This window comes from Nitratireductor thuwali (genome assembly GCF_036621415.1).
Lineage (GTDB): Bacteria > Pseudomonadota > Alphaproteobacteria > Rhizobiales > Rhizobiaceae > Chelativorans > Chelativorans thuwali.
Window position 1 is genome coordinate 3,990,566 of the sequence record NZ_CP030941.1, and the last position, 17,800, is coordinate 4,008,365.

Here is a 17,800-nt window from a genome sequence, read left to right on the forward strand (position 1 = left end):
TAAGCGTACACGTCCTGCCCTGCGCCTGCACGACCGACCATGATAGCGATCGCATGGTGGTCGATTCATCTCCGATCGGAGTCGCATCTTCAAATCATCATGTCGCGGCATTCCGCAACCGCCACAGACAGATAGGGAAAATTTAAATGCCAACTCGGCCTCCACGTCCACGCGAATTCCTGAAGAGTCGGTTCGCCAGGAAACGACACTCTCCCTTTCGGGCGATCGCACTCGTCCTTATGGCGGTCGCCGCTTCGGATGCCGCAGCGCAAAGCACGCTGCCTGATTTCGGCACCTGCGACGACAGAATGTGGCTGACCCAGGGCTCGCCCACCTCGCTCTTGAGGATCAACAAATCGGTGAATCCCTTCACCTTCATCAATGAAGGAACGTCTTCCGCAGGCTACAATGCGAGCGCCTACAATCCTGCCGATAATTACGGGTACGGCATAGGCGCCGGCAGGCTTCATCGTATCGGCGCGAACGGGCAGACGGATGACCTTGGCGTCATATCGGGCCTATCTCCAGATCCGAATCTCATCGCCGGCGACATTGCCCCGGACGGAACCTATTACGGGACCGGCAACATCATCACCAACAGGCTGTATATCGTCGATATAGGCTCTGTTTCGGCAACGTCGATCCCTTTGAGCCGCTCCGTGGGGGTTGGCGACATCGCCTGGTCGGATGGCCTGCTCTATGGCGTCGAATCGAACGTCCTCATCTCCATCGATCCTGCGACAGGCACGGTCACGACAGTCGGGCCCACCCAGGCGCCCGCTGACGTCTACGGAGCCATGTTTGGCGCGCCCGGTGCCGTTTACGGTTCCGCCAACAGCGGCCATGGCTTCTTCAAGTTCAATCTGACATCGGGCAAGGCCACGCTACTGTCCAATTCTCCAGGCTCCGGCAATAATGACGGCTTCAAGTGCGTTACGTCGTCGTTGGCTTTTGAAGCCGACATTTCCATAACGAAATCGGATGGCCAGGAAGCCTACCTGGCCGGCGAGGACGTCGTCTACCAGATCACCGTGGTCAATAACGGCCCGTTTGGTGCCGAGAGCGCCCAGGTCGACGACCCGTTGCCGGCGGGGATCAGCGACGCAAGCTGGACCTGTGCCGGTGCGGGCGGAGGCGCCTGCCGGAATGCGAGCGGAACAGGCGGGATCGTCGGGGAGCTCGTCGACCTTCCTGCCGGGGCAAGCGTGACCTATACGCTGACGATGACCATCCCGGCGGACTTTTCCGGCGATCTGGTCAACACGGTCCAAATGACCGTGCCGGATGACACCATCGATCCGACGCCGGGTGACAGCACGGCTACGGACACGACGCGGCGGGCATCGCTGCAGACGACCAAGACCTCGTCTCTCAACGACGCCGATGGCAACGGCCATCCGGACTTGGGCGAAACCATCGAGTATGCATTCGTCGTGGAGAACACCGGCGACGTGGAACTGACGGACGTCACGATCGACGATCCGGCGGCAACGGTCTCGGGGGGGCCAATTGCCAGCCTCGCCCCTGGCGCGATCGACTCGACCACCTTCACCGCCACTCGGATATTGTCGCAAGCCGATCTCGATGCGGGCGAAGTCTCGAACGTGGCGACAACTTCCGCGCGCGACCCTGATGGCGATACGGTGAGCGTGCAGTCGGCCCCGCCCGGTGGTGCGCCAGGAGACGCGACGGTGACCGACCTGCCGGCCGCGGGCTCCATGGACGTCGTCAAGGAGGCCGAGCATATCGACGCCGACGGCAATGGCCGCATGGATGCGGGCGAGACCCTCGCCTATACGTTCACGGTCACCAACACCGGCAATGTCACGCTGACGGACGTGATGGTGACGGACGACAAGGTGACGATCCAGGGCGGGCCTATCGCAAGCCTCGGGTCGGGGGCCGTGGATAACTCCACCTTCTCGGCCACCTATACGGTGACGCAGCAGGACGTCGATGCCGGCGGCGTGGAGAACGTCGCCGAGGCCAATGCCAAGGACCCCGAGGGACACGACGTGACGGCCCGCTCACGTCCGCCTGGTGGCAATCCGGGCGACAGTTCCCGCTTCGACATTGCCGAGGATCCTTCGCTGGCGGTCGAGAAGGCGGGCTCGCTCGAGGATGCCAACGGCAATGGCAGTGCCGATGCCGGGGAGACCATACGCTACGCCTTCACGGTGACGAACACCGGCAACGTCACGCTCACCGATGTGACGGTGACCGACAGCCGGGCGACGGTGTCGGGCAGTCCGATCGCCACGCTTGCGCCGGGGCAGGTGGATGCGACCACCGTCACCGGCATCTACGTGGTCACCCAAGCTGATCTCGACGCGGGTGAGGTCGAAAATGTGGCGGAGGCTTCGGGTGTGTCGCCGAAAGGCGCGCGGGCCCAGGCATTGTCGCATCCGCCGGGCGGCAGCCCCGGCGACTCGACGGTGACGCCGCTGGAGCCGCGGGCGGAAACGGATCTCGTCAAGGAAGCGACGCTGGAGGATGCGGATGGCGACGGGTTTGCGGATGCGGGGGAGCGGGTGGTCTATGCCTTCACGGTCACCAACACCGGCAATGTGACGGTGCATGACGTGACGGTGGAGGACGACCGGGCGGAGGTGACCGGCGGTCCGATCAGCCTTGCGCCCGGGCAGGTGGATGCGACGAGCTTCACCGGCCATTACGTGATCACGCAGGCCGACATCGATTCAGGCTCCTTCGCCAATGTCGCCACCGTGAACGGCAAGGCGCCGAATGGCGACGACGTGACGGCGGTGTCACGGCCGCCTGAGGGGGTGCCGGGGGATCAGACGGTGATCCCGTTCGCGCCCAACCCGGCCATCGAACTGGAGCTGACCGGTTCTGTGGTCGACGCCGACGGCGACGGTTTCCCCGATGCCGGCGAGGCCGTGGCCTACCGCTTCACGGTGAGGAACACCGGCAATGTGACGCTGTCGAACATCACCATTCCTTCGTTCGACGTGGAGCTCAAGGACGCCGCGCCCGCCTCGGCGGCGGCGATCCGGCCGCTGGCCCTGGTGCCGGTGGGCGGCACGCTGGCCAGCCTGGCGCCGGGGGCGGAGGATGCCGTCACCTTCGCCTCGTCCTATCCGCTGGCCCAGGCCGACATCGACGCCGGGCGCCTCGATGCGGTGGCGGTCGTTTCGGGGTCCGCCCCCAATGGCGATGCGGTGACGGACATGTCCGACGATCCGGCCGAGGCCGCCAATGCCGATCCCGAGGGCGACGGCGAACCGGACGATCCGACGGTGCTGCTTTTGCCGCAGAACGCGGTGCTGGCGCTGGAAAAGTCCGGCATCATCGACGATGCCGACGGCAACGGCTTCGCCGATCCGGGCGAGGGGATCCTTTATAGCTTCACCGTGGAGAACACCGGCAATGTGACCGTCGACGACGTCACCCCGTCCGATCCCGGCCCGCGCTTTGACGGCCATGCGCCGGCCGGCAGCCTGTCTTCCTTCGATCCGGGGCCGGTGCGCCTTGCGCCGGGGCAAGCCCAGGTCTTCACCGCGACCTACAGCCTGGCCGAGGCCGACCTCGACCATGTGCTGGGCGTCGAGGAAGGCGTGGTCAACGAGGCCGCCGCCACCGGCCGCGCGGCCCGCGACGGGGGTGAGGTAGTCTCGCCGCCGGCCTCGGCGGTTCTGACCCTGCCGGGCTTTGCCATCACCAAGACGGCACGGCAGAAACAGGTCATGCGCGGCGGGCGCGTGCCCTACACCATCACCGTGCGCTCGCTCACCGACGGGGCGGCGACCGGCACGGTGGTCGACCAGATGCCGTCCGGCTTCGCCTTCCTTGAAGGCTCGGCCAGCGTCGACGGGGTTGCCTTCGCGCCTGAGGTCGAGGGCCAGTTCCTCACCTTCAAGGACCTGACCATCGCCGCCGATGCGGACACGGTGATCGAACTGTCGCTGGTCGCGAGCGCCTCGGCCAAGCCCGGCAAATATGTCAACCGGGCGCGGGTGCTGGCCCCCAATGGCCGCCCGCTCACCCGCGACGCCACGGCGACCGTCGAGGTGGTGGTCGAGCCGGTGTTCGACTGCGGCGACGTCATCGGCAAGGTGTTCGACGATGCCAACCGCAACGGCTACCAGGACGACGGCGAGCGCGGGCTGCCGGGCGTCCGGGTGGCGACGGTCAGCGGGCTGCTGATCACCACCGACAGGCACGGCCGCTTCCACGTGGCCTGCGCCGACCTGCCCGACCAGCGGATCGGTTCGACCTTCATCATGAAGCTCGACCCGCGCACCCTGCCGACCGGCTACCGGATGGTGAGCGAGAACCCGCGCACGGTGCGGCTGACCGCCGGCAAGGCCTCGCGCCTCAACTTCGCGGCCGCCATCGGCCGCCTGGTGCGGCTCGACCTGACGGCCGAGGCCTTCGAGCCCGGCTCGACCGCGCTCAGGCCCGAATGGGAGCAGGGCCTCGGCCAGCTCATCGCGCTGCTGTCGGCCGAGCCCTCGACCCTGCGCCTTGCCTATATCGACCAGGGCACCGACCGCAGAACCGCCGCCAAACGCACCAAAGCCGTCCGCAAGCTCATCCAGCACCGCTGGAAGCAGTCCGCCCCCAAATACACCCTCCACATCGAAACCCGCGTCCAGACCGCAAACCCGGACAGAACGCGAAACCGAAGGGGGCAGACGCCGGCGCTGTATAAGTGAGCCCACACCGCCTTCTCCCCGGCAGCGCCGGGGAGAAGGCCAACGTGACGCACGCTTCGGCAATGGAATCACGCCAACCGGCAGGGCGATTCGCCCGAAGAAGGGCGCGCCGCCGTAAGGCGCGCAATTTCTGCCAGGCCGGCCGCTGTGCCGGCCTGGTTCTTCCCGGCCGCGGCACCATATGCCACCGGCAGGGCCGCGTTGACGCTGCCGCGCCGCGGCGCGGGCGCCATCGCGCGGAAATTCCCGGAGCCCGGCGCAAGATAATTGCCCGACGGGGTTGACGGTTTCCGGCGTTGCGAGTAATACCCGCCTCGTCTGAGCCGATGTGAGGCTTTCCTTTCCGGAGCGACACGCTCTGGAGTTTGCCTCAAACAGGGTTCGTTTTAACGAGCGACAGACTATCCGGCGCATGAAGCGGCTTCCGCTTCCTCTGCTTTGTTCGGGCAAGACCGCCAGAAAAGCGGTTGATGCCCGAATTCGCGCATGGATCGTCTGTTTTCGTACGAACGGTCCCCGTTCGACTGAGACCATGATTTGTAACGAGGGAAGGTTTAATGCCGACCGTAAGCCAGTTGATCCGCAAGCCGCGCCAGGCGCCGGTGAAGCGTAACAAGGTTCCCGCCATGCAGGCCAACCCGCAGAAGCGGGGCGTTTGCACGCGCGTTTATACGACGTCGCCAAAGAAGCCGAACTCGGCCATGCGCAAGGTGGCGAAGATCCGGCTTGCAAACGGCTTCGAGGTGATCGGCTACATTCCGGGCGAAGGCCACAACCTTCAGGAGCACTCCGTGGTGATGATCCGCGGCGGCCGCGTGAAGGATCTTCCCGGCGTGCGCTATCATATCATCCGAGGCGTGCTCGACACGCAGGGTGTGAAAAGCCGCAAGCAGCGCCGCTCCAAATACGGCGCGAAGCGTCCGAAGTAGGGTTTTCCGGCTTCGGCGCTTTTGTTTTGCGCCGGGCCTTGAAGGTGAGAGACGAAGAAGATGTCCCGACGTCACCGTGCAGAAAAGCGCGAGATCAACCCGGACCCGAAATTCGGCGACGTGGTTGTGACCAAATTCATGAATGCCGTCATGTTCCACGGCAAGAAGTCCGCCGCCGAGCGGATCGTTTACGGCGCCCTGGACCAGGTTCAGGAAAAGGCCAAGCAGGAGCCCGTCACGGTCTTCCATCAGGCGCTCGACAACGTCGCGCCGCATCTGGAAGTGCGCTCCCGCCGTGTCGGTGGCGCCACTTATCAGGTGCCTGTCGATGTGCGCCCCGAGCGCCGCCAGGCGCTGGCCATCCGCTGGCTGATCACCGCCGCGCGCAACCGCAACGAGACCACCATGATCGAGCGCCTTTCCGGCGAGCTCATGGATGCGGCCAACAACCGCGGCACCGCTGTCAAGAAGCGCGAGGACACGCACAAGATGGCCGAGGCCAACCGCGCGTTCTCGCACTATCGCTGGTAGCGCCGGAACCGGATCGAAGAGGTACGTAAGATGTCCCGCGAATATAAGCTCGAAGATTACCGCAATTTCGGTATCATGGCGCATATCGACGCCGGCAAGACCACGACGACCGAGCGCATTCTGTTCTACACCGGCAAGTCCCACAAGATCGGCGAAGTCCATGACGGCGCCGCGACGATGGACTGGATGGAGCAGGAGCAGGAGCGTGGCATCACGATCACCTCCGCTGCCACCACCACCTTCTGGCAGGGCCGCGACGGCAAGAAGCGCCGCTTCAACATCATCGACACGCCCGGACACGTGGACTTCACCATCGAGGTCGAGCGTTCGCTGCGCGTGCTCGACGGCGCTATCGCGCTGCTCGACGCCAATGCCGGCGTGGAGCCGCAGACCGAGACGGTGTGGCGCCAGGCGGACAAGTATCACGTCCCGCGCATGATCTTCTGCAACAAGATGGACAAGATCGGCGCCGACTTCTACCGCTCGGCCGAGATGGTCAAGACGCGCCTCGGCGCGCAGGCCGTCATCATGCAGTTGCCAATTGGTGCGGAGAGCGAGTTCGAAGGCGTCATCGACCTGATCGAGATGAAGGCGCTCATCTGGCAGTCCGAGAATTTGGGCGCTGCCTGGGACGTTCTCGACATTCCCGCCGATATGCAGGCCAAGGCCGAAGAGTATCGCGAGAAGCTGATCGAGGCCGCCGTCGAGATGGACGAGGGCGCGATGGAGCGTTACCTCGAGGGCGAGATGCCGGGCAACGACGAGATCCGCAAGCTCATCCGCAAGGGCACGATCGACGTCAAGTTCTTCCCGATGTTCTGCGGTTCGGCCTTCAAGAACAAGGGCGTTCAGCCGCTTCTGGACGGCGTCGTGGACTTTCTGCCCTCGCCGCTGGAAGTTCCTCCGATCAAGGGCATCGACCCGAAGACCGAGAGCGAGGTGGTACGCCATTCGTCGGACGAAGAGCCGCTCTCCATGCTGGCCTTCAAGATCATGAACGATCCCTTCGTCGGCTCGCTCACCTTCTGCCGCATCTATTCCGGCCTGCTGAACAAGGGCGTCGGCCTGCAGAACACGGTCAAAGACAAGCGCGAGCGCATCGGCCGCATGCTGCAGATGCATTCCAACTCGCGCTCCGATCTTGAAGTGGCCTATGCCGGCGACATCGTCGCCCTGGCCGGCCTCAAGGAGACAACGACGGGCGACACGCTTTGCGATCCGCTGAAGCCGGTCATCCTGGAGCGCATGGAATTCCCCGATCCGGTCATCCAGATCGCGATCGAGCCCAAGACCAAGGGCGACCAGGAGAAGATGGGCCTGGCGCTCAACCGCCTTGCCGCCGAGGATCCGTCCTTCCGCGTCCGGTCGGACGAAGAGTCCGGTCAGACCATCATCGCCGGCATGGGCGAGCTTCATCTCGACATTCTGGTCGACCGCATGAAGCGTGAGTTCAAGGTCGAGGCCAATGTCGGCGCGCCGCAGGTTGCCTACCGCGAGACCATCACGCGGGAAGCCGAGATCGACTACACGCACAAGAAGCAGTCCGGCGGTTCGGGCCAGTTCGCCCGCGTGAAGATCGTTTTCGCGCCCAACCCGGAAGGCGAGGATTTCGTGTTCGAATCCAAGATCGTCGGCGGGTCGGTTCCGAAGGAATATATTCCCGGCGTGCAGAAGGGCATCGAGAGCGTTCTGTCGTCCGGTCCGATCGCGGGCTTCCCGATGCTGGGCGTCAAGGCGACTCTCATCGACGGCGCCTATCACGATGTCGACTCGTCGGTTCTGGCCTTCGAGATCGCCGCCCGCGCGGCGTTCCGCGAAGGTGCCCAGAAGGCCGGGGCCCAGCTTCTCGAGCCGATCATGAAGGTCGAGGTGGTCACGCCCGAAGATTATGTCGGCGACGTGATCGGCGATCTGAACTCGCGGCGCGGCCAGATCCAGGGCACGGAGGCCCGCGGCATCGCCACGGTGATCAACGCCATGGTGCCGCTCGCCAACATGTTCAAATACGTCGACAATCTGCGCTCGATGTCCCAGGGCAGGGCCCAGTACACGATGCAGTTCGACCATTATGAGCCGGTGCCGACCGCGGTGGCTCAGGAAATACAGAAGAAATACGCGTGATCCTGCCGGGTTCACGGCAATCGTAAATGCCCGTGAAGGGCAATCGTAAATGCCTGGACAGGCAAGAGACAATGGAGACCTCACATGGCCAAAGGTAAATTCGAGCGCAACAAGCCGCATGTGAACATCGGTACGATTGGTCACGTTGACCATGGCAAGACGTCGCTGACGGCTGCGATCACGAAGTATTTCGGCGAGTACCGGGCCTACGACACGATTGACGGTGCGCCGGAGGAGAAGGCGCGCGGCATCACGATTTCGACGGCGCATGTGGAATATGAGACGGAAGCCCGTCACTATGCGCATGTCGACTGCCCGGGCCATGCCGATTATGTGAAGAACATGATCACCGGCGCGGCGCAGATGGACGGCGCGATCCTGGTGGTTTCGGCGGCCGACGGCCCGATGCCGCAGACGCGCGAGCACATTCTCCTGGCCCGCCAGGTCGGCGTTCCGGCGGTTGTGGTGTTTTTGAACAAGGTCGACCAGGTCGACGATGCGGAGCTTCTGGAGCTGGTCGAGCTCGAGGTCCGCGAGCTTCTGTCGAGCTACGACTTCCCCGGCGACGACATTCCGATCGTCAAGGGCTCGGCGCTTGCGGCGCTGGAGGATTCCAACAAGGAGATCGGCGAGGACGCGATCCGCGCGCTGATGGCCGAGGTGGACAAGTACATCCCGACGCCGGAGCGTCCGATCGACCAGCCGTTCCTGATGCCGATCGAGGACGTGTTCTCGATCTCGGGCCGCGGCACGGTGGTGACGGGTCGCGTCGAGCGCGGCGTGATCAAGGTCGGCGAGGAAGTGGAGATCGTGGGCATCCGCGACACGACCAAGACGACGGTGACGGGCGTGGAGATGTTCCGCAAGCTTCTGGACCAGGGCCAGGCGGGCGACAATATCGGGGCGCTGATCCGCGGCATCGACCGCGAGGGCGTGGAGCGCGGCCAGGTTCTGTGCAAGCCCGGTTCGGTGAAGCCGCACAAGAAGTTCAAGGCCGAGGCCTACATCCTGACCAAGGAGGAGGGCGGGCGCCACACGCCGTTCTTCACCAACTACCGTCCGCAGTTCTACTTCCGCACGACGGACGTGACCGGCGTGGTCTCGCTTCCCGAAGGCACGGAAATGGTGATGCCGGGCGACAATGTGACGGTCGACGTCGAGCTGATCGTGCCGATCGCCATGGAGGAGAAGCTGCGCTTCGCCATCCGCGAAGGCGGCCGCACCGTCGGCGCCGGCATCGTCGCAAGCATCACTGAGTAATTGGGCAGCATCCGACGCGGCGCGGGCAGCCCGCGCCGCAGCGGAACAAGGAACTTGAAAAATGAACGGACAGAATATCCGTATCCGCCTCAAGGCGTTCGACCACCGGGTGCTTGATGCTTCGACGCGCGAGATCGTGTCCACGGCCAAGCGCACCGGCGCGAATGTCCGCGGGCCCATCCCGCTGCCGACGCGGATCGAGAAATTCACGGTGAACCGCTCGCCGCACATCGACAAGAAGTCGCGCGAGCAGTTTGAAATGCGGACCCACAAGCGTCTTCTGGACATCGTGGACCCGACGCCCCAGACGGTCGACGCTCTTATGAAGCTCGACCTTGCTGCCGGCGTCGACGTCGAGATCAAGCTGTAGGCGGAAGACAATAGGTTAGGAACCCGGGCGAAGCCGAAAGGCCGCGAGCCGGGAACCCTGAAAGGAAATCGAACCGATGCGTTCAGGTGTTATCGCACAGAAGATCGGGATGACGCGCGTCTACAACGAGGCGGGCGAGCATGTCCCTGTCACGGTTCTGCGCATGGAAAACTGCCAGGTCGTGGCCCAGCGCACCGAAGAGAAGAATGGCTACACGGCCGTTCAGCTCGGTGTCGGCCTTGCCAAGGTGAAGAACACGTCGAAGGCGTTGCGCGGTCATTTCGCTGCAGCCACGGTCGAGCCCAAGGCGAAGGTTGCCGAATTCCGGGTGTCGCCCGACAATCTTCTGGATGTCGGGGCCGAGATCACGGCGGATCATTTCGTCGCCGGCCAGAAGGTCGACGTGACGGGAACCTCCATCGGCAAGGGCTTCCAGGGCGTCATGAAGCGCCACAATTTCGGTGGCGGCCGTGCGACCCATGGTAACTCGGTGTCGCACCGCTCGCACGGCTCGACCGGCCAGCGCCAGGATCCCGGCAAGGTGTTCAAGGGCAAGAAGATGGCCGGCCACATGGGCAACCATCGCGTCACGACCCAGAACCTGGAGATCGTCTCCACCGATACCGAGCGCGGCCTGATCCTGGTCCGCGGCGCCGTTCCCGGCTCCAAGGGCGCCTGGATCATGGTGAGCGATGCCGTCAAGGCGCCGCTGCCCGAGGGCGCGCCGCTTCCGGCCGCCATCCGCGCCGCAAACAACGATGCCGCGAAGGCCGAAAACGCCGCCGCCAGCGAGGGGGCAGAATAATGGATTTTAAGGTAACCACCCTTGCGGGCAAGGATGCCGGCAAGCTGAAGGTCTCCGACGAGATTTTCGGACTTGATCCGCGCGAGGACATCCTGCACCGCGTCGTGCGCTGGCAGCTTGCCAAGCGTCAGCAGGGTTCGCACAAGACCAAGGGGCGCGCCGAGATCGCGCGCACCGGCGCCAAGATGTACCGTCAGAAGGGCACCGGCCGCGCCCGCCATCACTCGGCGCGCGCTCCGCAGTTCCGCGGCGGCGGCAAGGCCCATGGCCCGGTCGTGCGCAGCCACGCCCACGAGCTGCCGAAGAAGGTTCGCGCACTGGGTCTGAAGCACGCGCTTTCGGCCAAGGCCAAGTCGGAAAGCCTGATCATCATCGACGATCTGGCATTTGCCGACGGCAAGACGAAGGCGCTGGTGGACAGCTTCGCCAAGCTCGGTCTTACCAATGTGCTGATGATCGGCGGTGCCGAGCTCGACGCAGGTTTCAAGCGCGCGGCGCAGAACATTCCCAATGTGGATGTGCTGCCGGTGCAGGGCATCAACGTCTACGACATCCTCCGCCGCGGCACGCTGGTGCTGTCCAAGGCGGCTGTCGAGGCCCTCGAGGAGCGATTTAAATGACGGACCTTCGCCACTATGACGTGATCGTCAGCCCGGTGGTCACCGAGAAATCGACGATGGCCTCGGAGAACAACCAGGTCGTCTTTAACGTGGCGCCCAAGGCCACCAAGCCCGAGATCAAGGCTGCCGTCGAGGCGCTGTTCGGTGTGAAGGTGAAGGGCGTGAACACACTTGTTCGCAAAGGCAAGGTGAAGCGGTTCCGCGGCACCATCGGTAGGCAGAGCGACGCCAAGAAGGCGGTCGTGACGCTGGTCGAGGGGCACTCGATCGACATCGCTACTGGTCTTTGAGAGGCCGCGAGGATTAAGACATGGCACTCAAGAACTTCAAACCGGTAACCCCGGGCCAGCGCCAGCTGGTGATCGTTGACCGCTCCGGCCTCTACAAAGGCAAGCCGGTCAAGGGCCTTACCCAGGGACTGACGGGCAAGGGCGGCCGCAACAACACCGGCCGCATCACGGCCCGGTTCCAGGGCGGCGGTCACAAGCGGACCTATCGCCTGGTCGATTTCAAGCGTCGCAAGTTCGACGTTTCGGGCGTCATCGAGCGCATCGAGTACGACCCGAACCGGACCGGCTTCATCGCGCTGGTGCGTTATGAGGACGGCGAGCTGTCCTACATCCTGGCGCCGCAGCGCCTGGCCGCCGGCGACAAGGTCATCTCGTCGCTCAAGGCCGTCGACGTGAAGCCCGGCAACACCATGCCGCTCTCCGCAATGCCGATCGGCACGATCGTGCACAATGTGGAGATGAAGACGGGCAAGGGCGGCCAGATCGCCCGTTCGGCCGGCGCCTATTGCCAGTTGGTCGGTCGCGATCAGGGAATGGCGATCCTGCGGCTGAACTCGGGCGAGCAGCGCCTGGTATCGGGCGGTTGCCTCGCCACGGTCGGTGCGGTGTCAAACCCGGACCACTCGAATATCAGCCTCGGCAAGGCTGGTCGCAAGCGTTGGCTGGGCAAGCGCCCGCACAATCGCGGCGTCACAATGAACCCGGTCGATCACCCGCATGGCGGTGGTGAAGGCCGCACCTCCGGCGGCCGTCATCCGGTATCGCCGTGGGGCAAGCCCACCAAGGGCATGAAGACGCGGTCGAACAAGTCGACCGACAAGTTCATCATGCGCTCGCGCCATCAGCGCAAGAGCTAAGGAAAGGTAACGGCAAGTGTCCCGTTCAGTTTGGAAAGGCCCCTTTGTCGATGGCTTTCTTTTCAAGAAGGTCGAGAAAGTTCGCGAGAGCGGACGCAAAGAGGTGATCAAGATGTGGAGCCGTCGCTCCACCATTCTGCCGCAGTTCGTCGGCCTGACCTTCGGCGTCTACAACGGCCAGAAGCATATTCCGGTGCTCGTCTCGGAAGAGATGGTGGGCCACAAATTCGGTGAATTCGCTCCGACCCGCACCTATTACGGCCACGGGGCGGACAAGAAGGCTAAGAGGAAGTAACGATGGGCAAGGCCAAAGCGCCGCGCAGGCTTGCAGACAATGAGGCTCGTGCCGTACTGCGCACGATCCGCGTCAGCCCGCAGAAGCTGAACCTCGTTGCCGCGATGATCCGCGGGAAGAAGGTCGCGACAGCGCTCGCCGACCTTGAGTTCTCGCGCAAGCGAATCGCCGGCACCGTGAAGTCGACGCTGCAGTCGGCAATCGCCAATGCGGAGAACAACCACGACCTCGACGTGGATGCGCTGGTTGTCGCCGAGGCCTATGTCGGCAAGTCGATCGTCATGAAGCGTTTTCATGCGCGTGGCCGCGGCCGCGCCAACCGCATCGAGAAGCCGTTCTCGCATCTGACGATTGTCGTCCGCGAAGTCGAAGAGAAAGTGGAGGCCGCCTGATGGGCCACAAAGTTAATCCGATCGGCCTGCGTCTCGGCATCAACCGCACCTGGGATTCCCGCTGGTTCGCGGACAATGCCGAGTATGGCGAGCTTCTTCACGAGGATCTGAAGATCCGCGACTATATCGAGAAGGAGCTCAAGCAGGCCGCCATTTCGAAGGTGGTGATCGAGCGCCCGCACAAGAAGTGCCGCGTCACGATCCATGCCGCCCGCCCCGGCCTCATCATCGGCAAGAAGGGCGCGGACATCGAAAAGCTGCGCCGCAAGGTCTCGTCGATGACGAATGCGGAAACGCATCTCAACATCGTCGAGGTGCGCAAGCCCGAGATCGACGCGAAGCTGATCGCCCAGTCGATCGCCCAGCAGCTCGAGCGCCGCGTGGCCTTCCGCCGCGCCATGAAGCGTGCCGTTCAGTCGGCCATGCGTCTCGGCGCCGAGGGCATCCGCATCAACTGCTCGGGCCGTCTGGGTGGCGCGGAGATCGCGCGCATCGAATGGTATCGTGAAGGCCGGGTGCCGCTGCACACGCTTCGCGCCGACATCGACTACGGAACCGCCGAGGCGAAGACGGCCTACGGCATCTGTGGTGTGAAGGTCTGGGTATTCAAGGGCGAGATCCTCGAGCACGATCCGATGGCGTCCGAACGCCGCGTGGTCGAGGGTGAGCAGGGCGGCAGCCGCCGCCGTGAACACGCCTGAGCCGGAATTTTGGAGTAGATAGAGATGCTGCAACCAAAGCGCACGAAATTCCGCAAGCAGTTCAAGGGCCGCATCCATGGCATCGCCAAGGGCGGCACTGACCTGAACTTCGGTTCGTTCGGTATCAAGGCTCTTGAGCCGGAGCGGGTGACCGCGCGCCAGATCGAGGCCGCGCGCCGCGCCATCACGCGCTATATGAAGCGCCAGGGCCGCGTCTGGATCCGGATTTTCCCCGACGTTCCCGTCACCTCCAAGCCGACCGAGGTCCGCATGGGTAAGGGTAAGGGTTCGGTGGATTACTGGGCCGCGCGCGTGAAGCCCGGTCGCGTAATGTTCGAGATCGACGGTGTGGGCGTCGACGTTGCACGCGAGGCGCTTCGCCTTGGTGCCGCCAAGCTCCCGATCAAGACGCGCTTCGTCCAGCGCATCGCAGAGTAGGAGAGGCAGTCATCATGAAGGCCGTTGACGTAAGGGCGATGACGCCCGACCAGCTCGACGACGAGCTGGCCAAGCTGAAGAAAGAGCAGTTCAACCTTCGCTTCCAGAAGGCGACGGGGCAGCTCGAGAAAACCGCGCGTGTGAAGCAGATTCGCCGTGACATTGCGCGCATCAAGACAATCGCCGCCGAGAAATCGGCTGGCAGCAAGGCCTGAGGAAAGCGAACATGCCAAAGCGCGTTTTGCAGGGCACCGTGGTGAGCGACAAGAACGACAAGACGGTCGTCGTCCGCGTCGAGCGCCGTTTCGCTCACCCGCTGCTGAAGAAGACCGTGCGCCGTACCAAGCGGTACAAGGCTCATGATGAAACGAATGCGTTGAAGGTCGGCGACAAGGTGCTGATCCAGGAGACGCGTCCGATCTCGAAGGACAAGTGCTGGATCGTCATCAACGAGACGGCCGCACAAGCGCCCGCACAATAAGAACGTTTGGACAAGCCGGAAGCCGCGCGAGAGGCGCGCTTCCCATTAAGTAGAAGGCGGCCAGTCATGATTCAGATGCAAACAAACCTCGACGTGGCGGATAATTCCGGCGCACGTCGTGTCATGTGCATCAAGGTGCTCGGCGGCTCGAAGCGGAAATATGCCTCCGTCGGCGACATCATCGTCGTTTCGGTGAAGGAAGCTATCCCGCGCGGCCGTGTCAAGAAGGGCGACGTGATGAAGGCGGTTGTGGTCCGCACAGCCAAGGACATTCGCCGGGCCGACGGCAGCGTTATCCGTTTTGACAACAATGCGGCCGTCCTCGTCGACAACAAGAAAGAGCCCGTGGGCACACGCATCTTCGGACCGGTTCCGCGCGAACTTCGCGCCAAGAACCATATGAAGATCATCTCGCTCGCGCCGGAAGTGCTCTAAGGAGGCCGGAAAATGCAGAAGATCAAGAAAGGCGACAAAGTCGTCGTGCTCGCCGGCCGCGACAAGGGTCGTTCCGGTGAAGTCATCCAGGTGATGCCGAAGGAAGACAGGGCGCTGGTTCGCGGCGTCAACGTCGTTCGCCGGCATCAGAAGCAGTCCGCGCAGGATGCAGGCGGCATCATTGCCAAGGAAGCGCCGATCCACCTGTCCAACCTCGCTCTGGCCGACCCCAAGGACGGCAAGCCGACGCGCGTCGGCTTCAAGATCGACGGCGACAAGAAGGTGCGCGTCGCGAAGCGCTCGGGAGAAACGATCGATGGCTAACGCTAAGATTCAGCCTCGCTTGAAGAAGAAGTACGACGAGGTCATCCGCAAGGAGCTCATCGAAGCCTTCAAGTATGAGAACGAGATGCAGGTCCCGCGCATCGACAAGATCGTCATCAATATGGGCGTGGGCGAAGCGACGGGCGATTCCAAGAAGCCGTCCATCGCCGCGGAAGACCTGGCGCTCATCGCCGGCCAGAAACCCGTCATCACCAAGGCCCGCAAGTCGATTGCCGGCTTCAAGGTGCGCGAGGAGATGCCGATCGGCGCGAAGGTCACGCTGCGCAAGGAGCGCATGTACGAATTCCTGGACCGCCTGGTCAACGTCGCGCTTCCGCGCGTTCGCGACTTCCGCGGCCTGAACCCAAAGAGCTTCGACGGCCGCGGCAACTTCGCCATGGGCGTGAAGGAGCACATCGTGTTCCCCGAGATCAACTACGACAGGGTCGACCAGATCTGGGGAATGGACATCATCGTCTGTACGACTGCGAAGACCGATGACGAAGCGCGCGCGCTTCTGAAGGCTTTCAACTTCCCGTTCCAGCAGTAACGGCAGGCGAGCAAAAGGAACTTTTCTATGGCAAAAGTCAGCGCAGTCGAGAAGAACAAGAAGCGCCGTCAACTGGTGGACCGCTATGCCGCCAAGCGTGCATCGCTCAAGGCCATCATCAAGGATCAGGACAAGCCGATCGAAGAGCGCTTCAAGGCGCAGCTTCAGCTGTCCGCGCTTCCGCGCAATTCCTCCAAGACCCGCATCCGCAACCGTTGCGATGTGACGGGCCGTCCGCGGGCCTATTACCGCAAGTTGAAGATGTCGCGCATCGCATTGCGCGAACTTGGCAATAGCGGGCTCATTCCGGGCCTGGTCAAGTCGAGCTGGTAAGGGAGCAAGAGTATGTCTGTGAGCGATCCACTCGGCGATATGCTGACCCGCATCCGCAATGCCATCGGCCGCAAGAAGAACTCGGTCTCCACGCCGGCTTCCAAGCTGCGCGCCCGTGTGCTGGACGTGTTGAAGGCTGAAGGCTACATCCGCGACTACAGCCAGGTCGACTACGACAATGGCAAGTCGGAGCTCGAGATCGAGCTGAAATACTACGAGGGCACCCCGGTCATTCGCGAGATTGCACGGGTTTCCAAGCCGGGCCGCCGCGTCTATGTGTCGGTGAAATCGATCCCGCAGGTTGCGAACGGTCTCGGTGTGGCCATCCTTTCGACGCCCAAGGGCGTGATGGCCGACCATGAAGCCCGTGAGCAGAATGTCGGCGGAGAGGTGCTCTGCCAGATCTTCTGATCCGGCGGAACCCAACAACGGAACAACGAGGACAAGAACATGTCTCGTATTGGCAAAAAGCCGGTCCCGGTGCCGCAGGGCGTCACAGCCAGCGTCGAGGGACAAACCGTGACGGCCAAGGGCCCGAAGGGTGAACTGAAGTTCGTCGTCAACGACGAGGTTCTGGTCAAGATGGAAGACGGCGGCATCGCCGTCGATCCGCGCGACCAGTCCAAGGATGCGCGCTCCAAGTGGGGCATGTCCCGTACGCAGATCCAGAACATCGTTCAGGGCGTGTCGGGCGGCTTCGAAAAGCGCCTGGAGATCAACGGCGTCGGTTATCGCGCCGCGATGCAGGGCAAGCGGCTCCAGCTTTCGCTTGGCTACAGCCACGAGGTCCATTATGAGGCGCCCGAGGGCGTCACCATAACGGTGCCCAAGCCGACGGAAATCGTCGTCGCCGGCGTGGACAAGCAGGTGGTCGGCCAGGTCGCGGCGGAAATCCGCGAGTTTCGCTCTCCCGAGCCCTACAAGGGCAAGGGCGTAAAATACGCGGATGAGACGATCGTCCGCAAGGAAGGCAAGAAGAAGTAAGGAACGCAGGCCATGGTGTCGAAGGTATCCGTTAAGCGGCGCGCCGGGCGCGTTCGCCGGAAGTTGAAGGCGGTCGCCAACGGGCAGCCGCGGCTTTCGGTTCACCGCTCGTCCAAGAACATTTATGCCCAGGTCATCGACGACGTGAAGGGACACACCCTTGCCGCCGCCTCGACCCTGGAAGGGGACCTGAAGGGCAAGTTGAAGTCGGGCGCCGACACGACGGCCGCGATTGAGATCGGCAAGCTGATCGCCGAGCGGGCCAAGAAGGCCGGCGTGGAAAATGTCGTGTTCGACCGCGGCCCCTATCTCTACCACGGCCGCATCAAGGCGCTGGCCGACGCTGCCCGCGAGGGCGGCCTCAAGTTTTAACCGTCCGAGGCGCACCGTCCGCAGATGACGGGC

23 protein-coding genes are annotated in these 17,800 nt (G+C 63.5%); all 23 read left to right on the forward strand.

Features of this window, described 5'->3' with window-relative positions:
* Window positions 1-239: 239 nt before the first annotated feature.
* The 23 genes from NTH_RS19305 (at window position 240) to rplR (ending at window position 17,767) form a co-directional block, all read left to right on the forward strand.
* Complete coding sequence (locus NTH_RS19305) at window positions 240-4,679, forward strand: DUF7507 domain-containing protein (RefSeq protein ID WP_338531543.1); 4,440 nt, start codon at window positions 240-242, stop codon at window positions 4,677-4,679.
* A gap of 557 nt (window positions 4,680-5,236) precedes the next feature.
* Window positions 5,237-5,608: a 30S ribosomal protein S12 gene (gene rpsL, locus NTH_RS19310; RefSeq protein ID WP_036480279.1), complete on the forward strand. Its 372-nt coding sequence runs from the start codon at window positions 5,237-5,239 to the stop codon at window positions 5,606-5,608.
* A 60-nt stretch (window positions 5,609-5,668) separates the two neighbouring features.
* Complete coding sequence (gene rpsG, locus NTH_RS19315) at window positions 5,669-6,139, forward strand: 30S ribosomal protein S7 (RefSeq protein ID WP_338531544.1); 471 nt, start codon at window positions 5,669-5,671, stop codon at window positions 6,137-6,139.
* Window positions 6,140-6,169: 30 nt separating this feature from the next.
* The gene (fusA, locus tag NTH_RS19320) at window positions 6,170-8,260 is read left to right on the forward strand and encodes an elongation factor G (protein ID WP_338531545.1); all 2,091 of its coding nucleotides are present in this window, start codon (window positions 6,170-6,172) and stop codon (window positions 8,258-8,260) included.
* Window positions 8,261-8,344: 84 nt separating this feature from the next.
* Window positions 8,345-9,520 carry an elongation factor Tu gene (gene tuf, locus NTH_RS19325; RefSeq protein ID WP_338531531.1) on the forward strand — a complete coding sequence of 392 codons (1,176 nt, stop codon included), beginning with the start codon at window positions 8,345-8,347 and terminating at the stop codon, window positions 9,518-9,520.
* A 61-nt stretch (window positions 9,521-9,581) separates the two neighbouring features.
* A complete protein-coding gene (rpsJ, locus tag NTH_RS19330; protein ID WP_007066362.1) occupies window positions 9,582-9,890 on the forward strand; it encodes a 30S ribosomal protein S10 in 309 nt (102 codons plus the stop codon).
* 76 nt (window positions 9,891-9,966) lie between these two features.
* Window positions 9,967-10,695, forward strand: a complete 729-nt coding sequence (rplC, locus tag NTH_RS19335) for a 50S ribosomal protein L3 (RefSeq protein ID WP_265519892.1) — start codon at window positions 9,967-9,969, stop codon at window positions 10,693-10,695.
* On the forward strand, window positions 10,695-11,315 hold the full coding sequence (rplD, locus tag NTH_RS19340; RefSeq protein WP_338531546.1) for a 50S ribosomal protein L4: 621 nt from the start codon (window positions 10,695-10,697) through the stop codon (window positions 11,313-11,315). The genes rplC and rplD overlap by 1 nt, the downstream gene beginning before the upstream one ends.
* Complete coding sequence (locus NTH_RS19345) at window positions 11,312-11,605, forward strand: 50S ribosomal protein L23 (RefSeq protein ID WP_338531547.1); 294 nt, start codon at window positions 11,312-11,314, stop codon at window positions 11,603-11,605. The genes rplD and NTH_RS19345 overlap by 4 nt, the downstream gene beginning before the upstream one ends.
* Before the next feature lie 20 nt (window positions 11,606-11,625).
* A complete protein-coding gene (rplB, locus tag NTH_RS19350; RefSeq protein ID WP_338531548.1) occupies window positions 11,626-12,462 on the forward strand; it encodes a 50S ribosomal protein L2 in 837 nt (278 codons plus the stop codon).
* Window positions 12,463-12,478: 16 nt separating this feature from the next.
* Window positions 12,479-12,757: a 30S ribosomal protein S19 gene (gene rpsS, locus NTH_RS19355; protein WP_265519888.1), complete on the forward strand. Its 279-nt coding sequence runs from the start codon at window positions 12,479-12,481 to the stop codon at window positions 12,755-12,757.
* 2 nt (window positions 12,758-12,759) lie between these two features.
* A complete protein-coding gene (rplV, locus tag NTH_RS19360) occupies window positions 12,760-13,149 on the forward strand; it encodes a 50S ribosomal protein L22 (protein ID WP_265519887.1) in 390 nt (129 codons plus the stop codon).
* A complete protein-coding gene (gene rpsC, locus NTH_RS19365) occupies window positions 13,149-13,850 on the forward strand; it encodes a 30S ribosomal protein S3 (protein WP_338531549.1) in 702 nt (233 codons plus the stop codon). Before rplV ends, rpsC begins: the two co-directional genes overlap by 1 nt.
* Before the next feature lie 24 nt (window positions 13,851-13,874).
* Complete coding sequence (rplP, locus tag NTH_RS19370; RefSeq protein WP_265519885.1) at window positions 13,875-14,288, forward strand: 50S ribosomal protein L16; 414 nt, start codon at window positions 13,875-13,877, stop codon at window positions 14,286-14,288.
* Window positions 14,289-14,302: 14 nt separating this feature from the next.
* A complete protein-coding gene (rpmC, locus tag NTH_RS19375) occupies window positions 14,303-14,503 on the forward strand; it encodes a 50S ribosomal protein L29 (protein WP_159590046.1) in 201 nt (66 codons plus the stop codon).
* Window positions 14,504-14,514: 11 nt separating this feature from the next.
* The gene (gene rpsQ, locus NTH_RS19380; RefSeq protein WP_338531550.1) at window positions 14,515-14,769 is read left to right on the forward strand and encodes a 30S ribosomal protein S17; all 255 of its coding nucleotides are present in this window, start codon (window positions 14,515-14,517) and stop codon (window positions 14,767-14,769) included.
* Between the two features lie 66 nt (window positions 14,770-14,835).
* Window positions 14,836-15,204, forward strand: a complete 369-nt coding sequence (gene rplN / locus NTH_RS19385; protein WP_036480309.1) for a 50S ribosomal protein L14 — start codon at window positions 14,836-14,838, stop codon at window positions 15,202-15,204.
* Window positions 15,205-15,216: 12 nt separating this feature from the next.
* Window positions 15,217-15,528 (forward strand): 50S ribosomal protein L24, encoded by a 312-nt coding sequence (gene rplX, locus NTH_RS19390; protein WP_338531551.1) that lies wholly within the window; start codon window positions 15,217-15,219, stop codon window positions 15,526-15,528.
* The gene (gene rplE, locus NTH_RS19395; RefSeq protein WP_338531552.1) at window positions 15,521-16,078 is read left to right on the forward strand and encodes a 50S ribosomal protein L5; all 558 of its coding nucleotides are present in this window, start codon (window positions 15,521-15,523) and stop codon (window positions 16,076-16,078) included. Before rplX ends, rplE begins: the two co-directional genes overlap by 8 nt.
* Window positions 16,079-16,105: 27 nt before the next feature.
* Window positions 16,106-16,411 (forward strand): 30S ribosomal protein S14, encoded by a 306-nt coding sequence (gene rpsN, locus NTH_RS19400; protein WP_338531553.1) that lies wholly within the window; start codon window positions 16,106-16,108, stop codon window positions 16,409-16,411.
* A gap of 12 nt (window positions 16,412-16,423) precedes the next feature.
* The gene (gene rpsH / locus NTH_RS19405; RefSeq protein WP_338531554.1) at window positions 16,424-16,822 is read left to right on the forward strand and encodes a 30S ribosomal protein S8; all 399 of its coding nucleotides are present in this window, start codon (window positions 16,424-16,426) and stop codon (window positions 16,820-16,822) included.
* A gap of 39 nt (window positions 16,823-16,861) precedes the next feature.
* The gene (gene rplF, locus NTH_RS19410) at window positions 16,862-17,395 is read left to right on the forward strand and encodes a 50S ribosomal protein L6 (RefSeq protein WP_265519878.1); all 534 of its coding nucleotides are present in this window, start codon (window positions 16,862-16,864) and stop codon (window positions 17,393-17,395) included.
* A gap of 12 nt (window positions 17,396-17,407) precedes the next feature.
* The gene (gene rplR / locus NTH_RS19415; protein ID WP_338531555.1) at window positions 17,408-17,767 is read left to right on the forward strand and encodes a 50S ribosomal protein L18; all 360 of its coding nucleotides are present in this window, start codon (window positions 17,408-17,410) and stop codon (window positions 17,765-17,767) included.
* Window positions 17,768-17,800 lie beyond the last annotated feature (33 nt).